The sequence below is a fragment of the Brevibacterium oceani genome (genome assembly GCF_017948325.1).
Classification (GTDB): Bacteria; Actinomycetota; Actinomycetes; order Actinomycetales; family Brevibacteriaceae; genus Brevibacterium; species Brevibacterium oceani.
In genome coordinates, this window is sequence record NZ_CP072846.1 from 1,265,045 (window position 1) to 1,284,883 (window position 19,839).

The 19,839-nt window shown below is 65.9% G+C and carries 18 protein-coding genes; 15 read left to right on the plus strand and 3 right to left on the minus strand.

The genetic code is table 11. From position 1 onward, the window contains the following. Positions 1-42: 42 nt before the first annotated feature. Positions 43-1,290, minus strand: coding sequence for an amidohydrolase family protein (locus tag J9314_RS05435; RefSeq protein ID WP_210604875.1), 1,248 nt, complete (start codon positions 1,288-1,290; stop codon positions 43-45). 102 nt (positions 1,291-1,392) lie between these two features. Between J9314_RS05435 and J9314_RS05440 the strand changes: the two genes are divergently transcribed. From J9314_RS05440 to J9314_RS05500, 13 genes are all read left to right on the plus strand, one after another. After that, positions 1,393-2,664, plus strand: coding sequence for an MFS transporter (locus J9314_RS05440; protein ID WP_210604876.1), 1,272 nt, complete (start codon positions 1,393-1,395; stop codon positions 2,662-2,664). 46 nt (positions 2,665-2,710) lie between these two features. Then, the gene (gene hpt / locus J9314_RS05445; protein WP_210604877.1) at positions 2,711-3,262 is read left to right on the plus strand and encodes a hypoxanthine phosphoribosyltransferase; all 552 of its coding nucleotides are present in this window, start codon (positions 2,711-2,713) and stop codon (positions 3,260-3,262) included. A gap of 256 nt (positions 3,263-3,518) precedes the next feature. After that, positions 3,519-5,639, plus strand: coding sequence for an ATP-dependent zinc metalloprotease FtsH (ftsH, locus tag J9314_RS05450; RefSeq protein ID WP_210604878.1), 2,121 nt, complete (start codon positions 3,519-3,521; stop codon positions 5,637-5,639). Next, entirely contained in the window at positions 5,639-6,262 is a 624-nt protein-coding gene (gene folE / locus J9314_RS05455) for a GTP cyclohydrolase I FolE (protein ID WP_210604879.1), read from the plus strand. Before ftsH ends, folE begins: the two co-directional genes overlap by 1 nt. 31 nt (positions 6,263-6,293) lie before the next feature. Further along, the gene (gene folP / locus J9314_RS05460; protein ID WP_425514183.1) at positions 6,294-7,226 is read left to right on the plus strand and encodes a dihydropteroate synthase; all 933 of its coding nucleotides are present in this window, start codon (positions 6,294-6,296) and stop codon (positions 7,224-7,226) included. Then, positions 7,223-8,134, plus strand: a complete 912-nt coding sequence (gene folK / locus J9314_RS05465; RefSeq protein WP_210604880.1) for a 2-amino-4-hydroxy-6-hydroxymethyldihydropteridine diphosphokinase — start codon at positions 7,223-7,225, stop codon at positions 8,132-8,134. Before folP ends, folK begins: the two co-directional genes overlap by 4 nt. 34 nt (positions 8,135-8,168) lie before the next feature. Further along, entirely contained in the window at positions 8,169-8,630 is a 462-nt protein-coding gene (locus J9314_RS05470) for a DUF3180 domain-containing protein (RefSeq protein WP_181274705.1), read from the plus strand. Further along, the gene (locus tag J9314_RS05475) at positions 8,627-9,127 is read left to right on the plus strand and encodes a PH domain-containing protein (protein WP_210604881.1); all 501 of its coding nucleotides are present in this window, start codon (positions 8,627-8,629) and stop codon (positions 9,125-9,127) included. The genes J9314_RS05470 and J9314_RS05475 overlap by 4 nt, the downstream gene beginning before the upstream one ends. Positions 9,128-9,129: 2 nt before the next feature. Further along, positions 9,130-11,022 (plus strand): PH domain-containing protein, encoded by a 1,893-nt coding sequence (locus tag J9314_RS05480; protein ID WP_210604882.1) that lies wholly within the window; start codon positions 9,130-9,132, stop codon positions 11,020-11,022. Next, positions 11,019-11,927 carry a Rossmann-like and DUF2520 domain-containing protein gene (locus tag J9314_RS05485; protein WP_210604883.1) on the plus strand — a complete coding sequence of 303 codons (909 nt, stop codon included), beginning with the start codon at positions 11,019-11,021 and terminating at the stop codon, positions 11,925-11,927. Before J9314_RS05480 ends, J9314_RS05485 begins: the two co-directional genes overlap by 4 nt. Positions 11,928-12,021: 94 nt before the next feature. Further along, complete coding sequence (lysS, locus tag J9314_RS05490; protein WP_210604884.1) at positions 12,022-13,581, plus strand: lysine--tRNA ligase; 1,560 nt, start codon at positions 12,022-12,024, stop codon at positions 13,579-13,581. A 5-nt stretch (positions 13,582-13,586) separates the two neighbouring features. Next, positions 13,587-13,832: a hypothetical protein gene (locus J9314_RS05495; protein ID WP_181274906.1), complete on the plus strand. Its 246-nt coding sequence runs from the start codon at positions 13,587-13,589 to the stop codon at positions 13,830-13,832. Further along, positions 13,798-14,127, plus strand: coding sequence for a histone-like nucleoid-structuring protein Lsr2 (locus J9314_RS05500; RefSeq protein WP_210604885.1), 330 nt, complete (start codon positions 13,798-13,800; stop codon positions 14,125-14,127). Before J9314_RS05495 ends, J9314_RS05500 begins: the two co-directional genes overlap by 35 nt. 291 nt (positions 14,128-14,418) lie before the next feature. Here the strand turns inward: J9314_RS05500 and J9314_RS05505 are convergent, their stop codons facing one another. Then, positions 14,419-15,309, minus strand: a complete 891-nt coding sequence (locus J9314_RS05505) for a macrolide 2'-phosphotransferase (RefSeq protein WP_210604886.1) — start codon at positions 15,307-15,309, stop codon at positions 14,419-14,421. 150 nt (positions 15,310-15,459) lie between these two features. Here J9314_RS05505 and J9314_RS05510 point away from each other — a divergent pair, with 150 nt between their 5' ends. Together J9314_RS05510 and J9314_RS05515 are read left to right on the plus strand one after the other, a co-directional pair. Beyond that, positions 15,460-18,000, plus strand: coding sequence for an ATP-dependent Clp protease ATP-binding subunit (locus tag J9314_RS05510; RefSeq protein ID WP_210604887.1), 2,541 nt, complete (start codon positions 15,460-15,462; stop codon positions 17,998-18,000). A gap of 174 nt (positions 18,001-18,174) precedes the next feature. Then, positions 18,175-18,759, plus strand: a complete 585-nt coding sequence (locus J9314_RS05515) for an amino-acid N-acetyltransferase (protein WP_210604888.1) — start codon at positions 18,175-18,177, stop codon at positions 18,757-18,759. Position 18,760: 1 nt separating this feature from the next. On the opposite strand, the gene J9314_RS05520 is transcribed toward J9314_RS05515, so the two are convergent. Further along, positions 18,761-19,789 carry an HhH-GPD family protein gene (locus tag J9314_RS05520; protein ID WP_210604889.1) on the minus strand — a complete coding sequence of 343 codons (1,029 nt, stop codon included), beginning with the start codon at positions 19,787-19,789 and terminating at the stop codon, positions 18,761-18,763. Positions 19,790-19,839 lie beyond the last annotated feature (50 nt).

A 19,839-nucleotide genomic window follows, 5' to 3' on the forward strand; every position in this document is an offset into this window, starting at 1 on the left:
GGCCCGGGCGGCTCGTCACCGACCGTGACCGGCCGGGCGTGATCAGCTCAGCCGGGTTCCGTCGAGCAGCCGCCCACCCGAGGCGATGAGCCTTCCCGCCTTGAACACGTCGCGTTCTGTCGGGCAGTCCATGATCGCCGAGGTCACCGTGTCGGCATCGAGGAGAACGAAGTCGGCCGGTGCCCCGGGAGCCAGACCGAAGCGGTCGTCATCGAGCAGCTCCGTACCGTCCGGGCGGGCTCCGGCCATCACCCGGGCACCTCCGCGGGAGGCGATGTCGAGGCAGCCTTCGATATCGGCATCACGCCGGAAGCCGTTTGTGAACGCCAGCTGCCAGGTCCGGCGCAGCAGGTCACCATCACCGTAGGGACCCCAGTAGTCGCGCTGACCGTCCTCACCGAGGCCGAGGGCGATGGAACGCTCAGCGATCAGCGCCTGCGGCAGCACTCCCTTGGCCGGTGCCACCGTCGTCAGGGACACTCCGGCATCGGCGAGGACATCGAGGATCCGTCCGACCTCGGACCCCGGGTTCGTATTCAGCGCAAAGGCATGAGAGACCGTGACCTGCCCGTCCATGCCCGCCGCCCGGGTGCGGGCCGCGATCTCCTCGAGCGAGAACAGCCCCGCCGTCCCCGCCTCGTGGAGATGGATGTCGATGCCCTTGCCGTGCTTCTCCGCCAGATCGAAGACGACGTCGAGGTGGGAGACCGGATCCCGGTCGTACAGCAGCGGATCGAGACCCCCGACGAGATCGGCGCCCTCGGACAGTGCCGCATCGAGCAGCTCCCGCACACCTCGCTCCCGAACGATCCCGGCCTGCGGGAACGCCACGATCTGGATGTCGAGGACATCGGCATGCGCAGCCAGAGCCTCCTTGACCCCGTGGAACCGCTCGAGCCCGCAGTCGGCATCGACCTGGGCGTGCGAGCGGATGCGGGTCCCACCCGAAGCGATGATCGTCTCGATCGCGTAGGCGGCCTGGGCGGCGACGCTGCGTTCCCCGGACCGCCAGTTCTCCCGATCGTTCATGATGTATCCGTGCAGGGTGCCGTCGGCGGTGTGCGGCCGGAAGGTCTGACCCATCCGATTCGAATCCAGGTGCGCATGGACATCGCCGAGGCTGGGCAGCAGGATCCGCCCCGCACCGTCGATGACCTCGGGGCCGGTGACCGGGGCCGGAGCATCGGCGGCAGGGGAGAAGCCGGAGAACCGGCCTTCCGAGATCTCGACATCGACCGCCGGCGCCTCGGGCACACGCGGAAACAGTCGCACATTCTTCACAGTCGTCATGGGTTCAGCCTAAGACGAGAAAACGGTATACCATCGGAGGCGGCGTGGGCCTGTCGCGGTCCCCGCCGCCTAACGATGACAGGCGTCTGAAAGGATGAGCTCATGACGACTTCGCCCGAGCTCGGGTTCCGCCGCTCGCGCGGACTCGATGTGCTGGCACTGGCCTGCCTCGTCCTCATCGCCGCCTCTCTGCGACCGGCCGCCTCGTCGCTGGGACCCGTGCTCGCCGAGGTCAGCGACGGGTTCTCGCTCGCGGAATGGCAGACGGGTCTGCTCACGGCCCTGCCCGGCCTCGTCTTCGCGATCTGCGGCATCATCGCCGTACCCCTGCTGAAGAGGCTCGGGCTGTTTGCGAGCCTGGCGCTCAGCTGCTCCCTCATCGTCCTCGGCGTCGGGCTGCGCGCGGTCGTCGGCGAATGGACGTTCTTCGCTCTGCTCACGGTCCTCGCGCTGGCCGGGATGTCGATCGGCAACGTCATCCTGCCCGTCTACGTCAAGACCCGATTCCCGCACCGGCCCACGCTCGGAGCCACGACCTTCACCGTCTCCCTCGGGCTCGGCTCGATGCTGCCCTCGCTGTTCACCGCCCCCATCGCCGAGTCATTCGGCAGCTGGCGCTTCGGCCTCGGCTTCTGGCTTCTCATCCCGGCCTCGGCCCTCATCACCTGGACCGCCCTGAGGCTGCTGGGCTCCGTCCCCGACCCAGGGCGGAAGCGCACCGAGGCGGGTGAGGAGTCGAAGGACGAGCCGCCTCGGCGATCCGTCTTCACCTCTCCGAAGGCCCGGTACATGGCGATGTTCTTCGGGCTCCAATCGGCCAACGCCTACGTCCAGTTCGGCTGGGTCCCGCAGATCTACCGCGACGCCGGCCTCGATCCGTTCCTCGCCGGGATCATGCTCACCATCGTCACCTTCGGCGGGCTGCCCGGCGGATTCCTCGCCCCGCAGATCATCGTCCGCAACATCGCCCCGCGCGCCTTCCTCGTCTCCTTCGCCGTCAGCGCCGTCGCCGGCTACCTCGGCCTGCTGCTGGCTCCCGATACCCTGCCCGCGCTGTGGGCGGTCTTCCTCGCCTATGGAGGATTCGCGTTCCCCGCAGCGCTCGCCCTCATCACCTCTCGGACCAGGAACGTGTCCGTCACGGCCTCCACCTCGGCGTTCGTGCAGTCGACCGGCTACGTCCTCGCCGCGGTCGGACCGCTGGTGGTCGGCGGTCTGCTCGGCTGGAGCGGAGGCTGGAGCGTGCCGCTGATGTTCATGGTCGCAGTCTCCGCTCTGATGGGAATCAGCGGCTGGGCCTCGGCGGGGCCCGGCAGCGTCGATGACGAACTCGAATCACACGGCGGTCCCGGTGGCACAGGGGCGAGAGACTGACCCATAATGGAAGCACCAGGACCCCATCTGAGGAGAATCGACGCTCGTGGACATCAACGATCTCGGCAATGACATCGACAAAGTACTCGTCTCGGAAGAGCAGATAGCCGCACGACTCGTTGAACTGGCAGCCGCCATCGATGACGACTACAAAGACAAGGACATCCTCCTCGTCGGCGTGCTCAAGGGTGCCGTCATGGTCATGGCCGACCTCGCCCGCGCCCTGCACTCACCGGTGACGATGGACTGGATGGCCGTGTCCTCCTACGGATCGGGGACGAAGTCCTCCGGCGTCGTGCGCATCCTCAAGGACCTCGACACCGACCTCACCGATCGTCACGTCCTCATCGTCGAGGACATCATCGACTCCGGTCTGACCCTGTCCTGGCTGGTCCAGAACCTGCGCACCCGCGGTGCCGCGACCGTGGAGATCTGCACGATGCTGCGCAAGCCCGAGGCCGTCAAGGTCGACATCGACGTCAAGTACGTCGGCTTCGACGTGCCCAACGAATTCGTCATCGGCTACGGCCTCGACTATGCCGAGAAGTACCGCAACGTGCCCTTCGTGGCGACGCTGGCTCAGCACGTCTACAGCTGAGCCTGTTTTACGCTCGCGGCGAACCGGTCGGTCTCCCACTGTCCGCGGCGGAATAGATCCGCTCGGATTCGGGCTATGCCGGTGCACTGTCATCGCGGTGCGTCGGCATCGCGGCGACGCGCGGTCGCGGTGCATCGGCATCGCAGGGCCCGTCGATTCGGGCTGTGCCGGTGCGAAGTACTAGGCTGTGGGGGATGTTCCCAGGCAGCCTCGGTAGCCTGAAACGGTTGCCCACATCTTTTTCCTGAGAGGACTTATGGCCGAGTCGAAGAAACGTCGCCCGCTGCTGAACAAGGCGACGAGGGGCCCACTGGTCTGGATCGTCATGGCGCTGCTCGTGGTCTCGATCGGCGCTCTGCTCTTCAGCCAGACCGGTTTCAGCCAGATCGACACAGAACAGGGTCTGGAACTGCTGGGAGACGACAAGGTCGAACAGGCGAAGATCGTCGACAAGGATCAGCGCGTCGACCTCACCCTCAAGGACGACTACAAGGTCGACGGCAAGGACTTCGGCAAGAAGGTCCAGTTCTTCTACATCGAACAGCGCGGCGACCAGGTCGTCAAGGCCGTCGACTCCGCGAAGCCGGACAAGGGGTTCACCGACGAGGTGCCCAAACAGTCCTGGCTGATGTCGCTGCTGGGCACCCTCATCCCGTTCGTCATCATCTTCATCGTCTTCTGGTTCCTCATCTCCCAGATGTCGGGCGGGAAGATGATGAGCTTCGGCAAATCGAAGGCCAAGCTCGTCAACAAGGAGAACCCGGACGTCACATTCAAGGACGTCGCCGGCGTGGACGAAGCCCTCGAGGAACTCGAAGAGATCAAGGAGTTCCTCGCCGAACCCGAGAAGTTCAAGGCCGTCGGCGCGAAGATCCCCAAGGGCGTGCTCCTCTACGGCCAGCCCGGCACCGGTAAGACCCTGCTGGCGAAGGCCGTCGCCGGTGAGGCCGGTGTGCCGTTCTACTCGATCTCCGGTTCGGACTTCGTCGAGATGTACGTCGGCGTCGGTGCCTCGCGCGTCCGCGACCTCTTCGAACAGGCGAAGTCCAACGCCCCGTGCATCATCTTCATCGACGAGATCGACGCCGTCGGCCGCCAGCGCGGCGCCGGCATGGGCGGCGGTCACGATGAGCGAGAGCAGACACTCAACCAGCTCCTCGTCGAGATGGACGGCTTCGACGTCAAGACCAACGTCATCCTCATCGCCGCGACGAACCGTCCCGACGTCCTCGACCCGGCGCTGCTGCGTCCCGGCCGCTTCGACCGGCAGATCCCCGTCGAAGCCCCGGATATGAAGGGCCGCCAGCACATCCTCGAGGTCCACGCCGCCGACAAGCCCCTGGCCGACGAGGTCGACCTCGGCCAGGTGGCCAAGCGCACCCCCGGGTTCTCCGGCGCGGACCTGGCCAACGTCCTCAACGAGGCGGCCCTGCTCACCGCCCGCGAAGGTGCGAAGGTCATCGACAACCGGATCCTCGACGAAGCCATCGACCGGGTTATCGCCGGCCCGCAGAAGCGGACCCGTCTGATGAACGACAAGGAACGCCTCGTCACCGCCTACCACGAGGGCGGACACGCCCTGGTGGCCGCGGCCATGAACCAGACCGACCCGGTCACGAAGGTCACGATCCTCCCGCGCGGCCGGGCTTTGGGCTACACCATGGTGCTGCCGAGCGAGGACAAGTACTCCACCACCCGCAACGAGCTGCTCGACCAGCTCGCCTACGCGATGGGCGGACGTGTGGCCGAGGAGATCGTCTTCCACGATCCGACGACCGGAGCGAGCAATGACATCGAGAAGGCGACGAACATCGCCCGGAAGATGGTCACCCAGTACGGCATGAGCGAGAAGCTGGGCATGGTCAAGATCGGCGACGATCAGTCCGAGCCCTTCGCCGGACGCGGTTACGGCGGCGGCGACGAATACGGCGACTCGACCCTGTCCTCGATCGATGTCGAGGTCCGCGGACTCATCGACTCCGCCCACGCCGACGCCTACTGGGCGCTGACCCACAACCGCGACGTCCTCGACAATCTCGCCTACCAGCTGCTCGAACGCGAGACCCTCGACCAGGCGGCTCTCGAGGCGATCTTCGCCGCCGTCGTCAAGCGCCCCGTCCGCGACGTGTGGCTGGCCCACGACGACCGCCCGGTGTCCGAACGCGGGCCCATCGATCCGCCCGCCACGCAGAACGGCCGGACCACAGGTGAGGGTTCGACCGACGCCGAGGTGGACACGACCGACATCCCCGGCGCCGGACCTTCGGGTGTGAGCGGACCGAACGTGCCGCACAACCCGCCGGGACCCCAGAACCCGAACGATCCGGGCACACAGGGACCGCAGAACCCGAACGATGACAGAGGGAACAGCATCTGATGGCCGACATCGAAGGGGCAGTCGCCGGTCTCGGCGAGCCTCCGGCAGGGCACGAGAACAAGGTCGACCAGGACCGCATCGCCGCTGCCGTACGTGAGATCCTCATCGCCGTCGGCGAGGACCCCGACCGGGAAGGACTCGTCGAGACCCCCGGACGTGTCGCGCGGGCGTATGAGGAGATCTTCGCCGGACTCCACCGCGAGCCCTCCGAGGTCCTCGGCGTCACTTTCGACATCAGCCACGAAGAGCTCGTGCTCGTCCGCGACATCGACCTGTATTCGACGTGCGAACACCACCTCGTGCCTTTCCACGGCGTCGCCCACATCGGCTACATTCCCAGCAAGCAGGGCAAGGTCACCGGCCTGTCGAAGCTCGCCCGCCTCGTCGAGATCTACGCCCGCCGTCCGCAGGTTCAGGAACGCCTGACCTCGCAGATCGCCGACGCCCTCGTCGAACACCTCGAACCGCAGGGCGTCATCGTCGTCGTCGAAGCCGAGCACCTGTGCATGACGATGCGCGGGGTCCGCAAGCCCGGAGCCTCGACGATCACCTCGGCCGTGCGCGGGCAGCTGCGCGAAAGCGCCTCCCGCGCCGAAGCGATGAGCCTGATCCTCGGCCGCTAGAGACTCGGCCGTGAGAGAACCGACGATGGACATGTCTGCGAAGCAGGAGGCAGCGATGCACGTTCCCGGACGGCGCGAACGCACGAAGATCATGGGCGTCCTCAACGTCACCCCGGACTCGTTCTCCGACGGAGGGTTCTGGTTCGATCACGACAAGGCGATCGCCCACGGGCTCGAACTCATGGCCGCCGGTGCCGACATCATCGACGTCGGAGGAGAGTCGACGAGGCCCGGCTCCGTGCGCGTCGACGAAGACGAAGAGCTGCGTCGCGTCGTCCCCGTCGTCCGTGAACTCGCCGCCGCCGGCGCTGTGATCAGCGTCGACACGATGCGCGCCCGCGTCGCCCGGGACTCCCTGTCTGCCGGTGCCCACATCATCAACGACGTCTCCGCCGGTCAGTCCGACCCCAGCATGCTCGCGCTCGCCGCCGAGTCCGCCGCACCCATCGTGCTCATGCACTGGCGCGGCTATCTCGATCAGGCATCGGCGACCTTCCACTACGACGATGTCGTCGCCGAGGTGATCGACGAGCTGCGCGCCCGCATCGACGAAGCCATCGCCGTCGGGGTCGACCCTGCGAACATCGTCGTCGACCCAGGGCTCGGATTCTCGAAGAACGCCGAACACAACTGGCAGATCCTCGCCGCCCTCGACGAGTTCTCCGTCCTCGACCACCGACTCCTCGTCGCCGCCAGCCGCAAACGCTTCATCTCCAGCCTCATCAGCCCCGAGGACCCGAAGCGCGCCGAACAGGCGGCCAAGGATCAGGCGACGGCCGCGATCTCGGCCATCTCCGCACAGGCCGGCGCCTGGGCGGTCCGCGTCCACGATCCGGCCACCTCGGCGATCGCCTGCCGAGTCGTCGACGCCGTCGCCGATCACGCCCCGGCGCACGTCGGGACCGACGGTTCAGCCGGGACCGACGGTTCTGCCGGGTCGGCGCAGAGCGGGGGAGCGGTATGAGCGAGAGTGCGGCAGCCACGGCGCCGGACCGGATCGAGCTGCGCGGCCTGCGGGTCCACGGCAATCACGGCGTCTTCGAATTCGAGAAGCGCGAGGGCCAGGACTTCGTCATCGACGTCACCCTGCACACCTCCGTGGCCCGGGCGGCGGCCACCGACGACCTCACCGAGACAATCCACTACGGCGAACTCGCCGAGGATGTTGCCGGCATCGTCGAGAACACCACCTTCGACCTCATCGAGACCCTGGCCGAGACCATCGCCGACCACTGCCTGAACCTGTGTGAGCACGTCGAGGTCGTCGTCCACAAACCCTCCGCGCCGATCCGACGGACCTTCAACGATGTCAGCGTCAGCGTCGAACGCCGCCGCCCCGCAGCCGCGAACGGAACCGACGGGTCGGCCGAACGCAGCGAGGCCTACCTCAACCTCGGTGCCAACCTCGGCGATGCCCGCGACACCCTCGACCAGGCCGTCGAGGCGCTCGAGCGCCACCCTGAGATCAGCGTCGAGAAACGCTCCTCGCTCTACCGGACGGCACCCTGGGGAGGGGTCGAGCAGAACGACTTCCTCAACCTCGGGCTCATCGTCACCACCACCCTGACCGCCGCCGAGCTGCTGGCGGTCGCCCAGGGAATCGAAGTCGCCTGCGGGCGCACCCGGGAGCTGCGCTGGGGGCCGCGCACACTCGACATCGACCTCATCCGCTTCGGCACCGGCGGCCACGAACTGGTCAGCGACACGGATCGTCTCACGCTGCCGCACCCGCGCGCCCACGAACGCGCCTTCGTGCTTGCCCCCTGGGCCGAGCTCGACGCAGATGTGACCGTGCTGACCCCGCAGGGCAGACGCCCGATCGGCGAACTGCTCGACGACCTCGACGATCAAGAAGTCACCCGGATCACCTGACCGAGACCGACCGCGATCTGAGAGACTGGATTCCATGCAGAGAACCTCCTCGTCCACCCTCGCCGTCTGGGCCGTGATCGGCACGGTGCTCGCGATCGTGGTCGACGTGGTGCTCGAAAGCCAGGGCTTCGCACTGCCCGGCCTGCCGTGGTTCGCGATCATCGGCATGCTCGTCCTCGCCGCAGTCCTGCTCGTCCTCGGCTGGCCGATCAAGAAGTGGAACGACGGGGACCGGACCAAGGAGATCGACCCGCTCCAAGCCGCACGGGTCGCCGTCATGGCCAAGGCCAGCGCCCTGACCGGGGCGGGCCTGGCCGGCTGGTACCTCGGCAACGCGGGTTACTACTTCCTGTCGGCCCCGGGCATCCGCAACGACCTCGCGGCAGGTATGCTTGTCGCGATGATCTCCGCCGCGGCACTCATGATCGTCGGCATCATCGTCGAGGGATTCTGCGAGATCCCGCCCCAAGACCCGCCTGGAGCTGAAACAGCATGAACCGTGACCTCTCGTTCTCCATCGGAGCCGATGTGCCCTTCAACCGCGTCAGCCCGAAGTACGGCTCCAAAGAGGTCCTCGCGTCACTGACCCTGCTCATCCCGATGCTCATCGTCGCCCTGGTCTTCGCCATCATCTTCACCGCCGATGTGCCCTGGCTCCACCTCATCTGGGCGGCCGTCCTCGTCTACGGGGTCGTCTCCACCATCATCATCCTCCGTCAGGCGCGGGCCATCGGCTACGCCGAACGCGAGGACGACCTGCTCATCCGCCGCGGCATCATGTTCCACAAGGCCACCGTCGTGCCCTACGGTCGCCTCCAGTTCGTCGATGTCGACGCCGGCCCCATCGACCGCATGTTCGGCCTGGCCACCGTCAAACTCCACACCGCCTCGGCGGCCACGGATGCGACGATCCCCGGACTGCCCCGCGCCGAGGCCGACCGGCTGCGCGACAGCCTCGCCGGACTCGGCCAGGCCAACCTGGCGGGACTGTGACGATGAGCGAGGAACCGAAGCCCACCGAGGAGACCCGTGCCTCAGCAGAGCAGACCCGTGCTTCAGCAGAGCAGACCCGTGCCTCAGCGGATGCGGGAACCGGGGGCGCCGTCGCCGAGGCGGCCGCCCCCGAAGTCTGGCATCGTGTCCATCCGCTGACGCCGATCCTCGAGAGCATCGGCGTCCTCGTCGGCATCGTCATCGCCGCTGCCTACGGCCTGCAGAACTTCTTCCAGTCGGCCGTCGAGGACCTGGCCAACGGAAAGTCCGTCGACCTCACCTTCGCCGGCTGGCTGCGTACGCATCCGCTCGTGATCCTCGCAGTCGTCGGCGGAATCATCCTCATCCTCCTGCTCACTGCCTTCTTCAGCTGGTTGGCGTGGAGAGTGATGGGATACCGCGTCGATGACGAGGCGATCTACTACCGGCGTGGACTGCTGTCGAAGAAGCTGCGCAAGGCTCGCCTGGACCGGGTGCAGTCGATCGACCTGCAGCAGAAGCTGCTGCCGCGGATGCTCGGCATGGCCGAACTCGTCTTCGACGTCGCCGGCGGCACCGACTCGAACATCTCCCTGAAGTACCTGTCGAAGAAGCGCGCCGAAGAGCTGCGCGACGAACTCCTGCGCACCGTCAGGACGAAGAAGCAGCAGGGTGCGGAAGCCCACACGCACGCACCCGCTCCGGAGGGCGGGTCTGTGACCTCTGCGCAGGCGGCGACGGGAGCGGCGGCTGCGAGCCCGACAGCCGAGACGCCCGGGACGCCAGTCGCACCGGCAGCCGGCGGCCTCGGAGACGAACCGGAGTCGGGCGTCGACCGGTCCGTTCCCGAACGCGGCGACGACAGCCTCGGTGTGCGCCTGACCAAACGACTCGGCGCCATGGCCGACGGCGTCTCGTCCGAAGCCGAAGGCAGCCTCGGCGATCTGCTCGCCCCGTACCACCTCGCGCCGAGCATCGGGGAGGAGGGTGAGATCATCCGGGTGCCCGTCCACCGCGTCGTCGTCGCCTCGCTGCTCAAGACCGAAACCCTCATCTCCGTCATCGTGGTGCTGGCCGTCATCACCGCCGCCATCGTGATGCTGGCGCTCGGCATCAAGGAAGCCTTCATCCCGATCCTCGTCGGTGTCCTGCCCGGTGTCTTCGCGGCTTTCTCCGTGTTCCGGAAGAACCTCGACAACGCGAACTTCGTCGTCCGCCTCGGCGAATCCGGGCTCGCGGTCAACCACGGACTGTTCTCCACCTCCCGCAAGGTCATCCCCCTCGATCGGATCCAAGCGGTCTGCCTGCACCAGCCGCTGCTGTGGCGGTGGGCCGGATGGTGGCAGGCCGAATACAACATCGCCAGCGACAGCAGCGACAAGGACTCGAACCTGCTGCTGCCCGTCGGCGATGTCGACCAGGCCCTGCTCATGGTCGGCCTCGCACTGCCCGACCCGCAGCTGCCTGAGGGCGTCGCCGCCGACACCCTCGTCCGCTCGGCGATGTACGACCGCAAGTCCACGCATCCGCAGGCGGCCGACGCCGAAGCCCTCTTCCACGGCCAACCCCGCTCCTCCCGGATCCTCGACCCGCTGGTGTGGAAGCGGCGGGCCTACGCGCTGACCGGTTCGCTGCTCGTCCTGCGCCTCGGCGTACTCGACCGCCGCGTCGACTTCGTCCCGCATGTGCGCGTGCAGTCCCTGCGATACCACCAGGGCCCGCTCATGCGCGCCCGCGGACTCGGCACGGTGTCGGTGCACTCGACCGCCGGGCCCATCCACCCGACCGTGACCCACCAGAGCGATGAGGACGCCAAGCGGTTCTTCATCGAACACGCCGAACGCACCCGCATCGCTCGTCAGCGCTTCGACGCCGCGGCCAAGACCGCCCCGGGCGGCAGAGAGGATGAACGATGAGTCAGGACGAGGCTCCACGGCTGGGCATCGGAATCATCGGCTGCGGTCGGGTCGGAGCCAGCATCGGAGCGGCCTGGCGGCAGGCAGGCCACGCGATCATCGGAGTCAGCGCCACCTCGGCGGCCAGTCGCGAACGCGCCGCGGACATGCTGCCCGGTGTGCCGATCCTCGATCCCGACGCCATCACAGAACGCGCCGAACTCGTGCTGCTGGCCGTACCGGACGATGAGATCGCGCCCCTGGTCACGGGGCTGGCGAACCTCGGTCGGATCCATTCCGGGCAGATCCTCATCCACTGCTCGGGCCGGTACGGGACCGACGTGCTCGAAGCCGGGACCCGCCTCGGCGCCCTGCCCATCGCCCTGCACCCGTCCCTGACGTTCACGGGCACCGACGTCGACCTCACCCGGCTGCGGCAGGCGACGATCGCCGTCACGGCCGTCGCGCCGATCCGGCCGGTGGGGGAGGCGCTCGTGGTCGAACTCGGCGCCGAACCGATCGCGATCGCCGAGGCCGACCGGCCGCTCTACCACGCGGCCATCACGCATGCGTCGAACCATTCGATCACGATCATCGCCGAAGCGATGGAGATGCTCGCCGAGGCGGGGGTCGAGGATCCGTCGCACGTGCTCCACGCCCTCATCGACGCGAGCACCGCGAACACCCTGCAGAACGGGGCGAAGGCGCTGACGGGGCCCGTCAGCCGCGGTGACGTCGGCACGGTCGAGGCGCACCTGGCGGCGCTGAGCGAATACAGCCTGAGCCGGTCGAGCCCTGCGGCCCGCAACAGCTACATCGCGCTGGCCCGGTCGACGACGGCGAAGGCGCTGGCGATGGGGCGCATCACCGAGGCGGCCGCGCAGGAGATCCTCGGCGTCCTCGATCAAGCCCTGCTCGAGTCCTGAGTCGACCCCGACGGTGCTGCTCGACCGATTCCGGCGGGTGTGAGCGAGGGCATCCGAATTCCCCCGTGCGGCGGGTGCACGGTAGCCTTGAAGCATGGCGAATACCGAGTCGAAGACCACTGAGAACGCAGACCTTTCACCCGAACATCTCGATCCGGAGCAGATCCGGATCCGAAAGGAAAAGCGTCAGCGTCTCCTCGACGACGGCACCGAGGCCTACCCTGTCGAGGTGCCGCGCACCCATACGCTGGCAGAGATCCATGCCGCCCATGACGGACTCGAGGCCGGAGACGAGACCGAGGACATCGTCGGCGTTATCGGTCGTGTCGTCTTCGTCCGCACGACCGGCAAGCTGTGCTTCGTCACCCTCCAGTCCGGCGACGGCACCCGCCTGCAGGGTATGCTCTCGCTGCGTGAGGTCGGTCAGGAGCGCCTCGATGACTTCAAGACCGATGTCGACCTCGGCGACTTCCTGTTCCTGCACGGGCGAGTCATCAAGTCCAAGCGCGGCGAGCTCTCGGTGCTCGCCGACTCGTGGACGCTGGCCTCGAAGGCGCTGCGCCCACTGCCGGGCCTGCACACCGAACTCGCCGAGGACACCCGCGTGCGCCAGCGCTACCTCGACCTCATCACCCGCGAACAGGCTCGCGAGACGATGCTCACCCGCGCGAAGGTGATGTCCTCGCTGCGGAAGACCTTCGCCGAGCAGGACTTCGTCGAGATCGAGACCCCGATGCTGCAGACCATGCACGGCGGTGCCTCGGCGCGTCCCTTCAAGACGCACATGAACGCCTACGACATCGACATGTATCTGCGCATCGCGCCCGAGCTGTTCCTCAAGAGGGCCATCGTCGGCGGCATCGAGAACGTCTTCGAGATCAACCGCAACTTCCGCAACGAGGGCGCTGACTCCACTCATTCCCCGGAGTTCGCGATGCTCGAGGCCTACCAGTCCTACGGCGACTACCATTCGATCGCGGACCTGACGAAGACGCTGATCCAGAACGCGGCGCAGAACGCCACCGGTTCGCTCGTCGTCACCCTCGACGACGGCTCGGAGTACGACTTCGGCGGCGACTGGGCGGTTGTGAGCATGTACGAATCGCTGTCAGAGGAGTCCGGCGTGGAAGTCACCCCCGAGACAGGGCTCGACGTGCTCGATGCGATCGCAGCGGATCACGACGTCGACCTCAACGGAGTGTTCCGCTCGCACGGCAAGTACGTCGAGGAGCTGTGGGAGCACTTCTACCAGGACCGGCTGTGGGAGCCGACCTTCGTCACCGACTTCCCCGTCGACACCTCACCGCTGGTGCGCGAGCACCGGGAGAAGAAGGGCGTCGTGGAGAAGTGGGACCTCTACGTGCGCGGATTCGAACTGGCCACCGGCTACTCCGAGCTCGTCGACCCGGTCATCCAGCGTCAGCGCTTCGAAGCCCAGGCCGCCGACGCGGCCCGCGGCGACGATGAGGCCATGGGCCTCGACGAGGACTTCCTCATGGCGATGGAGCACGGAATGCCGCCGACCGGAGGCATGGGCATGGGCCTCGACCGTCTGCTCATGGCGCTGACCGGATTGGGAATCCGCGAAACCATTCTCTTCCCATTCACGAAGCCCTTGGCGGCTTCACACGAGGACACAGCCGAGGAGGGCTGATTGCCATGATGGAAATCCTCAAAGCGCTGCTTCCCTCGATCTGCGTCGGACTGCTGTTCTGGTATGTGATTAGGAACATCCTCCGCGCCGATCGCAATGAGCGCGAACAGGTCGATAAATACTATTCGGAGATTGACGCTAACGAAGTCGACAACAATTCGGAATCAGATGTTAGGATGAATGCGACAAAAACCTCTGATTACGAAAAGAGTGAACATGGCAAGGGAAATGCGCCTCGTTCTCACGGATGATTTCGACGGAACCGAAGCGGCAGAAACCGTGCGCTTCAGCTTGGACCAGGCAACGTACGAACTCGAGCTCTCAACAGAGAATGCCGATAAGCTTCGTGAGACTTTCGCCCCATTCATCGCCAAAGCACGTCGCGTAGCCAATACCGGCGGTCGTGCCCGTCGCGGCGGCTCCGCCGGCCCGAAGCGGGACACCGCCAAGATCCGCGAATGGGCACAGAACAACGGTTACCAGCTCGGTGACCGCGGCCGGATTCCTCTTGAGATCGTCGAGGCCTACGAGGCCGCGGAGAAATAAGAGGCTCGGCTCACAGTCGCGAACTCCGAACACAGTCCTGAGGGACCAGCGAATTCCATCGCTGGTCCCTCAGGACTTTTTCACGTTGAGATCACGAGCATTCCGCGGGTTCCACGGCAAGGTACGTGGGCAGAACCTCGCGGATACGCAAACTCAGCCAATTGCCAGGAATTAAGAATTTGAAAGACATGGGGGCGAAGAGGCTGTCAAATACGACAGCGAATTCCGGACCGCATCAAGGGAGCCTGTGGTGCATGAACGATGCGGATATCCGGTATCCAGGCGGAGCCGCTATGCGGGTGCATTCAGCTGGGTCCGTGCTGCCTGCAGATGCTCCGGCTCGCCTGTCTGCAGTGCGAAGAGCCCCAAATCGACGGGCGTGGCGGAGTAGAGTTCATCGCAGTGTTCGGCGAACCTCGGCCAGACGCGACCCCCTGCTTCGACATACCGCGCGATCGTCATCTCGAAGGCAGCCGCAGAGACGCTGGCGCGGTGGAACACGAAGTCCCGGGCCGGATCGCCGACGGCAGCGGTCGTCCAGTCGAGGATGCCCACGTTGATCGGGCCGGCCATGAGCTGATGAGCCGGATACACCTCGCCGTGGGTGACAGCCGTGAACGTCGGCCAGAAGCTGTCGTCGTCGAGCCACTCTCTCCATCTCCGACGCAGGCTCGGTGCCACGTCGAACTCGGCGTCGACTCGTGCGACGTCATCGCACTTGCGCTGCCGCACCTCGGCGGGGGAGAGGATCGGGATGCCCGAGCCCCGAACGGCATCCGGATCGACGGTGTGCAGCTCGGCGAGCACACCACCGAGCGATTCGGCGTATTCGGGGGACTCGACATCGACATGCCACCGCGGCTGTCCGTCATCGCGAAGCGTCAACCCGGGAGTGCCCGGCAGAAGCGGGTAGGCGATGAGTTCCTCTGTGTGAATCTGCCAGTCAGGGACTGCGATGCTCAGGTGCGGTGCGATATTCCTCAGGAAACGCCCCTCGACGGCGGCGCGGGCGGCGACGTCCGGGCGCCGAGGTATCCGGAGCACCCAGGATCGGCCGTCGACGGCCTCGCCGATGGCGACCTGGAAATCGAGGCCGAGTTCGTTGATCGTGATGGACTCGGCCACGAGGTCGAGACCATGATCGAGAGCGGATTCCCGGATGGTCGAACGATCGGCGGGCATAGAAACGGCCTTTCTGACCAGATTGCGTGTCCCTCGAGTCTAGGGAATTTCGCCCACAGCCAAACGGTTTCGGCTCATGGCGAAACGTGCAATAGAACCGCGCCGATGGTCGTTAGGCTCAGAAGAATCAGAAGACCGAGGAGGATGAATATGTTCGAGCGGTTCACCGACCGAGCACGACGCGTCGTGGTGCTCGCGCAGGAAGAAGCGAAACTTCTCAAACACAACTACATCGGAACCGAGCACATTCTGCTCGGCCTCATCCATGAGGGTGAGGGCCTGGCGGCAAAGGCTCTCGAGGGCATGGACATCTCCCTCGAACAGGTGCGGGACCAGGTCCAGGAGATCATCGGCCAGGGACAGCAGGCCCCCAGCGGCCACATCCCCTTCACACCACGGGCGAAGAAGGTCCTCGAACTCAGCCTGCGTGAGGCCCTGCAGCTGGGCCACAGCTACATCGGCACCGAACACATCCTGCTCGGCCTCATCCGAGAGGGTGAGGGAGTCGCTGCTCAGGTGCTCGTCAAGCTCGGAGCCGACCTCGGACGGGTCCGCCAGGAAGTCATCAAGCTGCTCTCCGGCTACCAGGGCAAGGAACCTGTTTCCGCCGGCGGGCGCGAAGAGGGAGCTCCGTCGGGATCGCTCGTGCTCGACCAGTTCGGCACCAACCTCACCGCAGCGGCCCGCGAGGCGAAGCTCGACCCGGTCATCGGACGTCATGAACAGATGCAGCGCGTGATGCAGATCCTCTCGCGGCGCACGAAGAACAACCCTGTGCTCATCGGCGAACCCGGTGTCGGCAAGACCGCTGTGGTCGAGGGGCTGGCTCAGGCCATCGTCAACGGCGATGTGCCAGAGATCCTCACGGACAAGCAGCTCTACACACTCGACCTCGGTTCGCTGGTCGCCGGCTCGCGCTACCGCGGTGATTTCGAGGAACGCCTGAAGAAGGTGCTCAAGGAGATCCGCACCCGCGGCGACATCATCCTCTTCATCGACGAGATCCACACCCTCGTCGGGGCCGGTGCCGCCGAAGGCGCAATCGATGCCGCATCGATCCTCAAGCCCATGCTGGCTCGCGGAGAGCTGCAGACCATCGGTGCGACCACTCTCGACGAGTATCGCAAGCACATCGAGAAGGATGCCGCCCTCGAGCGTCGTTTCCAGCCGATCCAGGTTCCAGAGCCGTCGCTGGCGCATTCGATCGAGATCCTCAAGGGTCTGCGCGACAAGTACGAAGCGCACCACAAGGTCACCGTCACCGACGGTGCCCTCGCGGCGGCGGTGAACATGTCCGATCGCTACATCAACGACCGGTACCTGCCGGACAAGGCGATCGACCTCATCGACGAAGCCGGTGCCAAACTGCGCATCTCACGTCTGTCCGTACCTCAGGAGGTGCGTGACCTGGAGGAGAAGATCCTCGAGGCCCGGCACCGCAAGGAGGCCGCGATCGACGCGCAGGACTTCGAACTCGCCGCCTCTGAGCGCGATTCCGAGATGAAGCTGGTCAAGGAGAAGGAAGAGCAGACCGAGGCCTGGCGCAAGTCCGGCACCGACACCTCGAAGGTCGTCGACGCCGATCTCATCGCCGAGGTGCTCGCCTCTGCCACCGGCATCCCGATCTTCAAGCTCACCGAGGAAGAGTCCTCGCGTCTGCTGCGGATGGAAGACGAGCTGCACAAGCGCGTCATCGGTCAGAACGATGCGGTCAAGTCGATCTCGCGGGCGATCCGTCGCACCCGAGCCGGCCTGAAGGACCCGAAGCGGCCGTCCGGTTCGTTCATCTTCGCCGGTCCCACCGGCGTGGGCAAGACCGAGTTGGCAAAGGCTCTGGCCGAGTTCCTCTTCGGCGACGAGGACTCGCTCATCAGCCTCGATATGTCGGAGTACTCCGAGAAGCACACCGTGTCGCGGCTGTTCGGTTCGCCTCCGGGATACGTCGGCTACGAAGAGGGCGGTCAGCTCACCGAGAAGGTGCGGCGCAAGCCGTTCTCCGTCGTCCTCTTCGACGAGGTGGAGAAGGCCCACTCGGATATCTTCAACTCGCTGCTGCAGATCCTCGAAGACGGTCGTCTCACCGACTCCCAGGGCCGTGAGGTCGACTTCAAGAACACGATCATCATCATGACGACCAACCTCGGTACGCGCGACGTCTCGAGCGGACTCCAGCTCGGATTCCAGGTCGAGGGTGATACGAAGACGAACTACGACCGGATGAAACAGCGGGTCAACGAAGAGCTCAAGCAGCACTTCCGCCCCGAGTTCCTCAACCGTGTCGATGACACGATCGTGTTCCCGCAGCTGAGCAAGGAAGAGATCATCAAGATCGTCGACCTCTTCCTCGAACGCCTCGACACCCGTCTTGCCGATCAGGGCATGAAGGTCGAGGTCTCGGACGAGGCGAAGACTCTGCTCGCCGAGCGCGGCTACGATCCCGTCCTGGGTGCCCGACCGCTGCGTCGGACCATCCAGCTCGAGATCGAGGACACCCTGTCCGAGAAGATCCTGTTCAAGGAGATCGGCCGCGGGCAGACCATCAAGGTCGACGTCAAGGGCGAAGGCAAGGACGCGGAGTTCACCTTCGAAGGCACCGAGACCGAGAGCCTCACACCCGATCAGGGTGAGGAGAACGAACTCGCGGGCGCGGGTTCGTCAAGCTCCGGCGGATCGTCGGAGACCTCCGCCTGATCGACTGAGTCGAAAGGAGCCCGGGGTGACGGCAGAGGCCGTCGCCCCGGGCTCCTTCGTGTCCGCGAGGGCGTCAGATCCTTTCGTGTCCGCGGCAGAGTCGGTTTTGTTTCGGCTCTGCAGGGGAGTCGGACTCTTTCGCCGGTGCGTCGGCGGATGGTGTTGAATGAGGACATGAGCTCTTCAGGCGCCGGCTTCGATCACGAACAGATCTCCACAGACCATCATCACAAGCATGAACTCCCCAGCGGTCTGTATCTGCGTCGCGCCAGGACGGGCGACGTCAAAGGCATCGAAGCACTCGTGGCTCCACTGGCGTCCGAACGGATCCTGCTGGCCAAGGACACGGTGACCTATTTCGAATCATTGCAGGAGTTCTGGCTGGTCGTCGACCCTCAGCCCGACGGCTCCGAGGTCCTGGCCGGATGCGGAGCCCTGCACATCATCTGGTCCGACCTCGCCGAGGCACGCACGGTTGCGACCTCTCCCGACTATCGGGGCAGGGGAGTGGGAAAGGCGATCATCCGCCAGCTGCTGACCGATGCCCGTGAGATCGGGGTCGATCGGGTCTTCTGCCTGACCTTCGAAACCGGGTTCTTCGGCTCCCTCGGCTTCGAGCCGATCAAGGGCATCCCCGTCTCTCCCGAGGTCTACGTCGAACTCCTCCACTCCACCGACGAAGGTGTGGCGGAGTTCCTCGACCTGGCCCGGGTCAAGCCGAACACTTTGGGCAATTCGCGGATGATCAAGTACCTCTGACTCATCCCGGCAGCGTCAGCGCGCGGTCGTGCTTCTGCGCCAGACCATCGGTGATGAGGTCGCCGATGAGGCGGGAGATCCTCTCCGCGTCGGTGCTCAGTTCGCGCACGCGAGCCAACGCTGCTGCCGTCGGCTCATCGAGCGAGTCGAGGAGATCCGGGTCGAGCGCGGTCACCGAGGTCGTGAACAGATCGATGTCGACGCCCGACTGATCCGCACCGGCGGTGTGACCGGTCTTGAGCACATCCATGATCGCCCCGCGCAGCTGCCGGTCGGTGCCCGCCCACTTCTGAGTCTTCGGCTTCGTCGCCGAGGCTGGCCTGCCCAACTGGTACCACATGCAGATGTCCTGAAGCGGACAGGCGGCGCAGTCGGGATTGCGCGCCGTGCACACGAGTGCCCCGAACTCCATCACGCCTGCGTTCCATCGCACATGGTCGTGCTCGGGGACGAATCCGGAGGCCCAGACGGTCTCCTTCCGGCTCGGCGAGGTGGTGGGGCGCTCCCGCCCGGTGAAGAGGCGGATGAGCACGCGTCGGACGTTCGTGTCCAGAACTGTCGTTTTGCGACCGTGGGCGAAGGAGGCGACGGCGGCCGCGGTGTAGGAACCGATCCCCGGCAGCTCCTCGAGCTCCTCGGCGGTGTCGGGAACGGTGTTGTCCTTCGTCTCGGCGATGACGCGTGCGGCTTCCTGAAGTCTCAGCGCCCGCCGCGGATAGCCCAAGCGGTCCCAGCGCTGGAGCACCTCGGCGGTGGGTGCCGCAGCGAGGTCGGCCGGGGTCGGCCAGGCTGACATCCACTCCCGCCAGCGCGGTTCGACTCGTGACACAGGGGTCTGCTGCGACATGATCTCGCTGACGAGGACGGCCCAGGCGCTGGTCTCGGGGTGCCTCCACGGGAGGTCTCGGGCGGCTGATTCGAACCAGGAGATGATCGTGGACTGCACACGTCTGAGCGCCGGTTCGACCACCTCGGGGAAGGGCGAATCCGGCGTTGACGAAGTCGATTCGTGAGTGACTCGGTGTGTCATTTGGATGCTCATTCGCAATTGCCTAGGCTCAAAGCGATGACTCCTTCCAA

Coding starts and splice junctions, on each gene's coding strand:
- J9314_RS05500 (WP_210604885.1), top strand. CDS start 13,798: ATGGCAAGGGAAATGCGCCTCGTTCTCACGGATGATTTCGACGGAACC.
- J9314_RS05495 (WP_181274906.1), top strand. CDS start 13,587: ATGATGGAAATCCTCAAAGCGCTGCTTCCCTCGATCTGCGTCGGACTG.
- folE (WP_210604879.1), top strand. CDS start 5,639: ATGGCCGACATCGAAGGGGCAGTCGCCGGTCTCGGCGAGCCTCCGGCA.
- folK (WP_210604880.1), top strand. CDS start 7,223: ATGAGCGAGAGTGCGGCAGCCACGGCGCCGGACCGGATCGAGCTGCGC.
- lysS (WP_210604884.1), top strand. CDS start 12,022: ATGGCGAATACCGAGTCGAAGACCACTGAGAACGCAGACCTTTCACCC.
- J9314_RS05515 (WP_210604888.1), top strand. CDS start 18,175: ATGAGCTCTTCAGGCGCCGGCTTCGATCACGAACAGATCTCCACAGAC.
- J9314_RS05520 (WP_210604889.1), bottom strand. CDS start 19,789: ATGACACACCGAGTCACTCACGAATCGACTTCGTCAACGCCGGATTCG.
- J9314_RS05480 (WP_210604882.1), top strand. CDS start 9,130: ATGAGCGAGGAACCGAAGCCCACCGAGGAGACCCGTGCCTCAGCAGAG.
- ftsH (WP_210604878.1), top strand. CDS start 3,519: ATGGCCGAGTCGAAGAAACGTCGCCCGCTGCTGAACAAGGCGACGAGG.
- J9314_RS05505 (WP_210604886.1), bottom strand. CDS start 15,309: ATGCCCGCCGATCGTTCGACCATCCGGGAATCCGCTCTCGATCATGGT.
- folP (WP_425514183.1), top strand. CDS start 6,294: ATGTCTGCGAAGCAGGAGGCAGCGATGCACGTTCCCGGACGGCGCGAA.
- J9314_RS05470 (WP_181274705.1), top strand. CDS start 8,169: ATGCAGAGAACCTCCTCGTCCACCCTCGCCGTCTGGGCCGTGATCGGC.
- J9314_RS05485 (WP_210604883.1), top strand. CDS start 11,019: ATGAGTCAGGACGAGGCTCCACGGCTGGGCATCGGAATCATCGGCTGC.
- J9314_RS05440 (WP_210604876.1), top strand. CDS start 1,393: ATGACGACTTCGCCCGAGCTCGGGTTCCGCCGCTCGCGCGGACTCGAT.
- J9314_RS05435 (WP_210604875.1), bottom strand. CDS start 1,290: ATGACGACTGTGAAGAATGTGCGACTGTTTCCGCGTGTGCCCGAGGCG.
- J9314_RS05510 (WP_210604887.1), top strand. CDS start 15,460: ATGTTCGAGCGGTTCACCGACCGAGCACGACGCGTCGTGGTGCTCGCG.
- J9314_RS05475 (WP_210604881.1), top strand. CDS start 8,627: ATGAACCGTGACCTCTCGTTCTCCATCGGAGCCGATGTGCCCTTCAAC.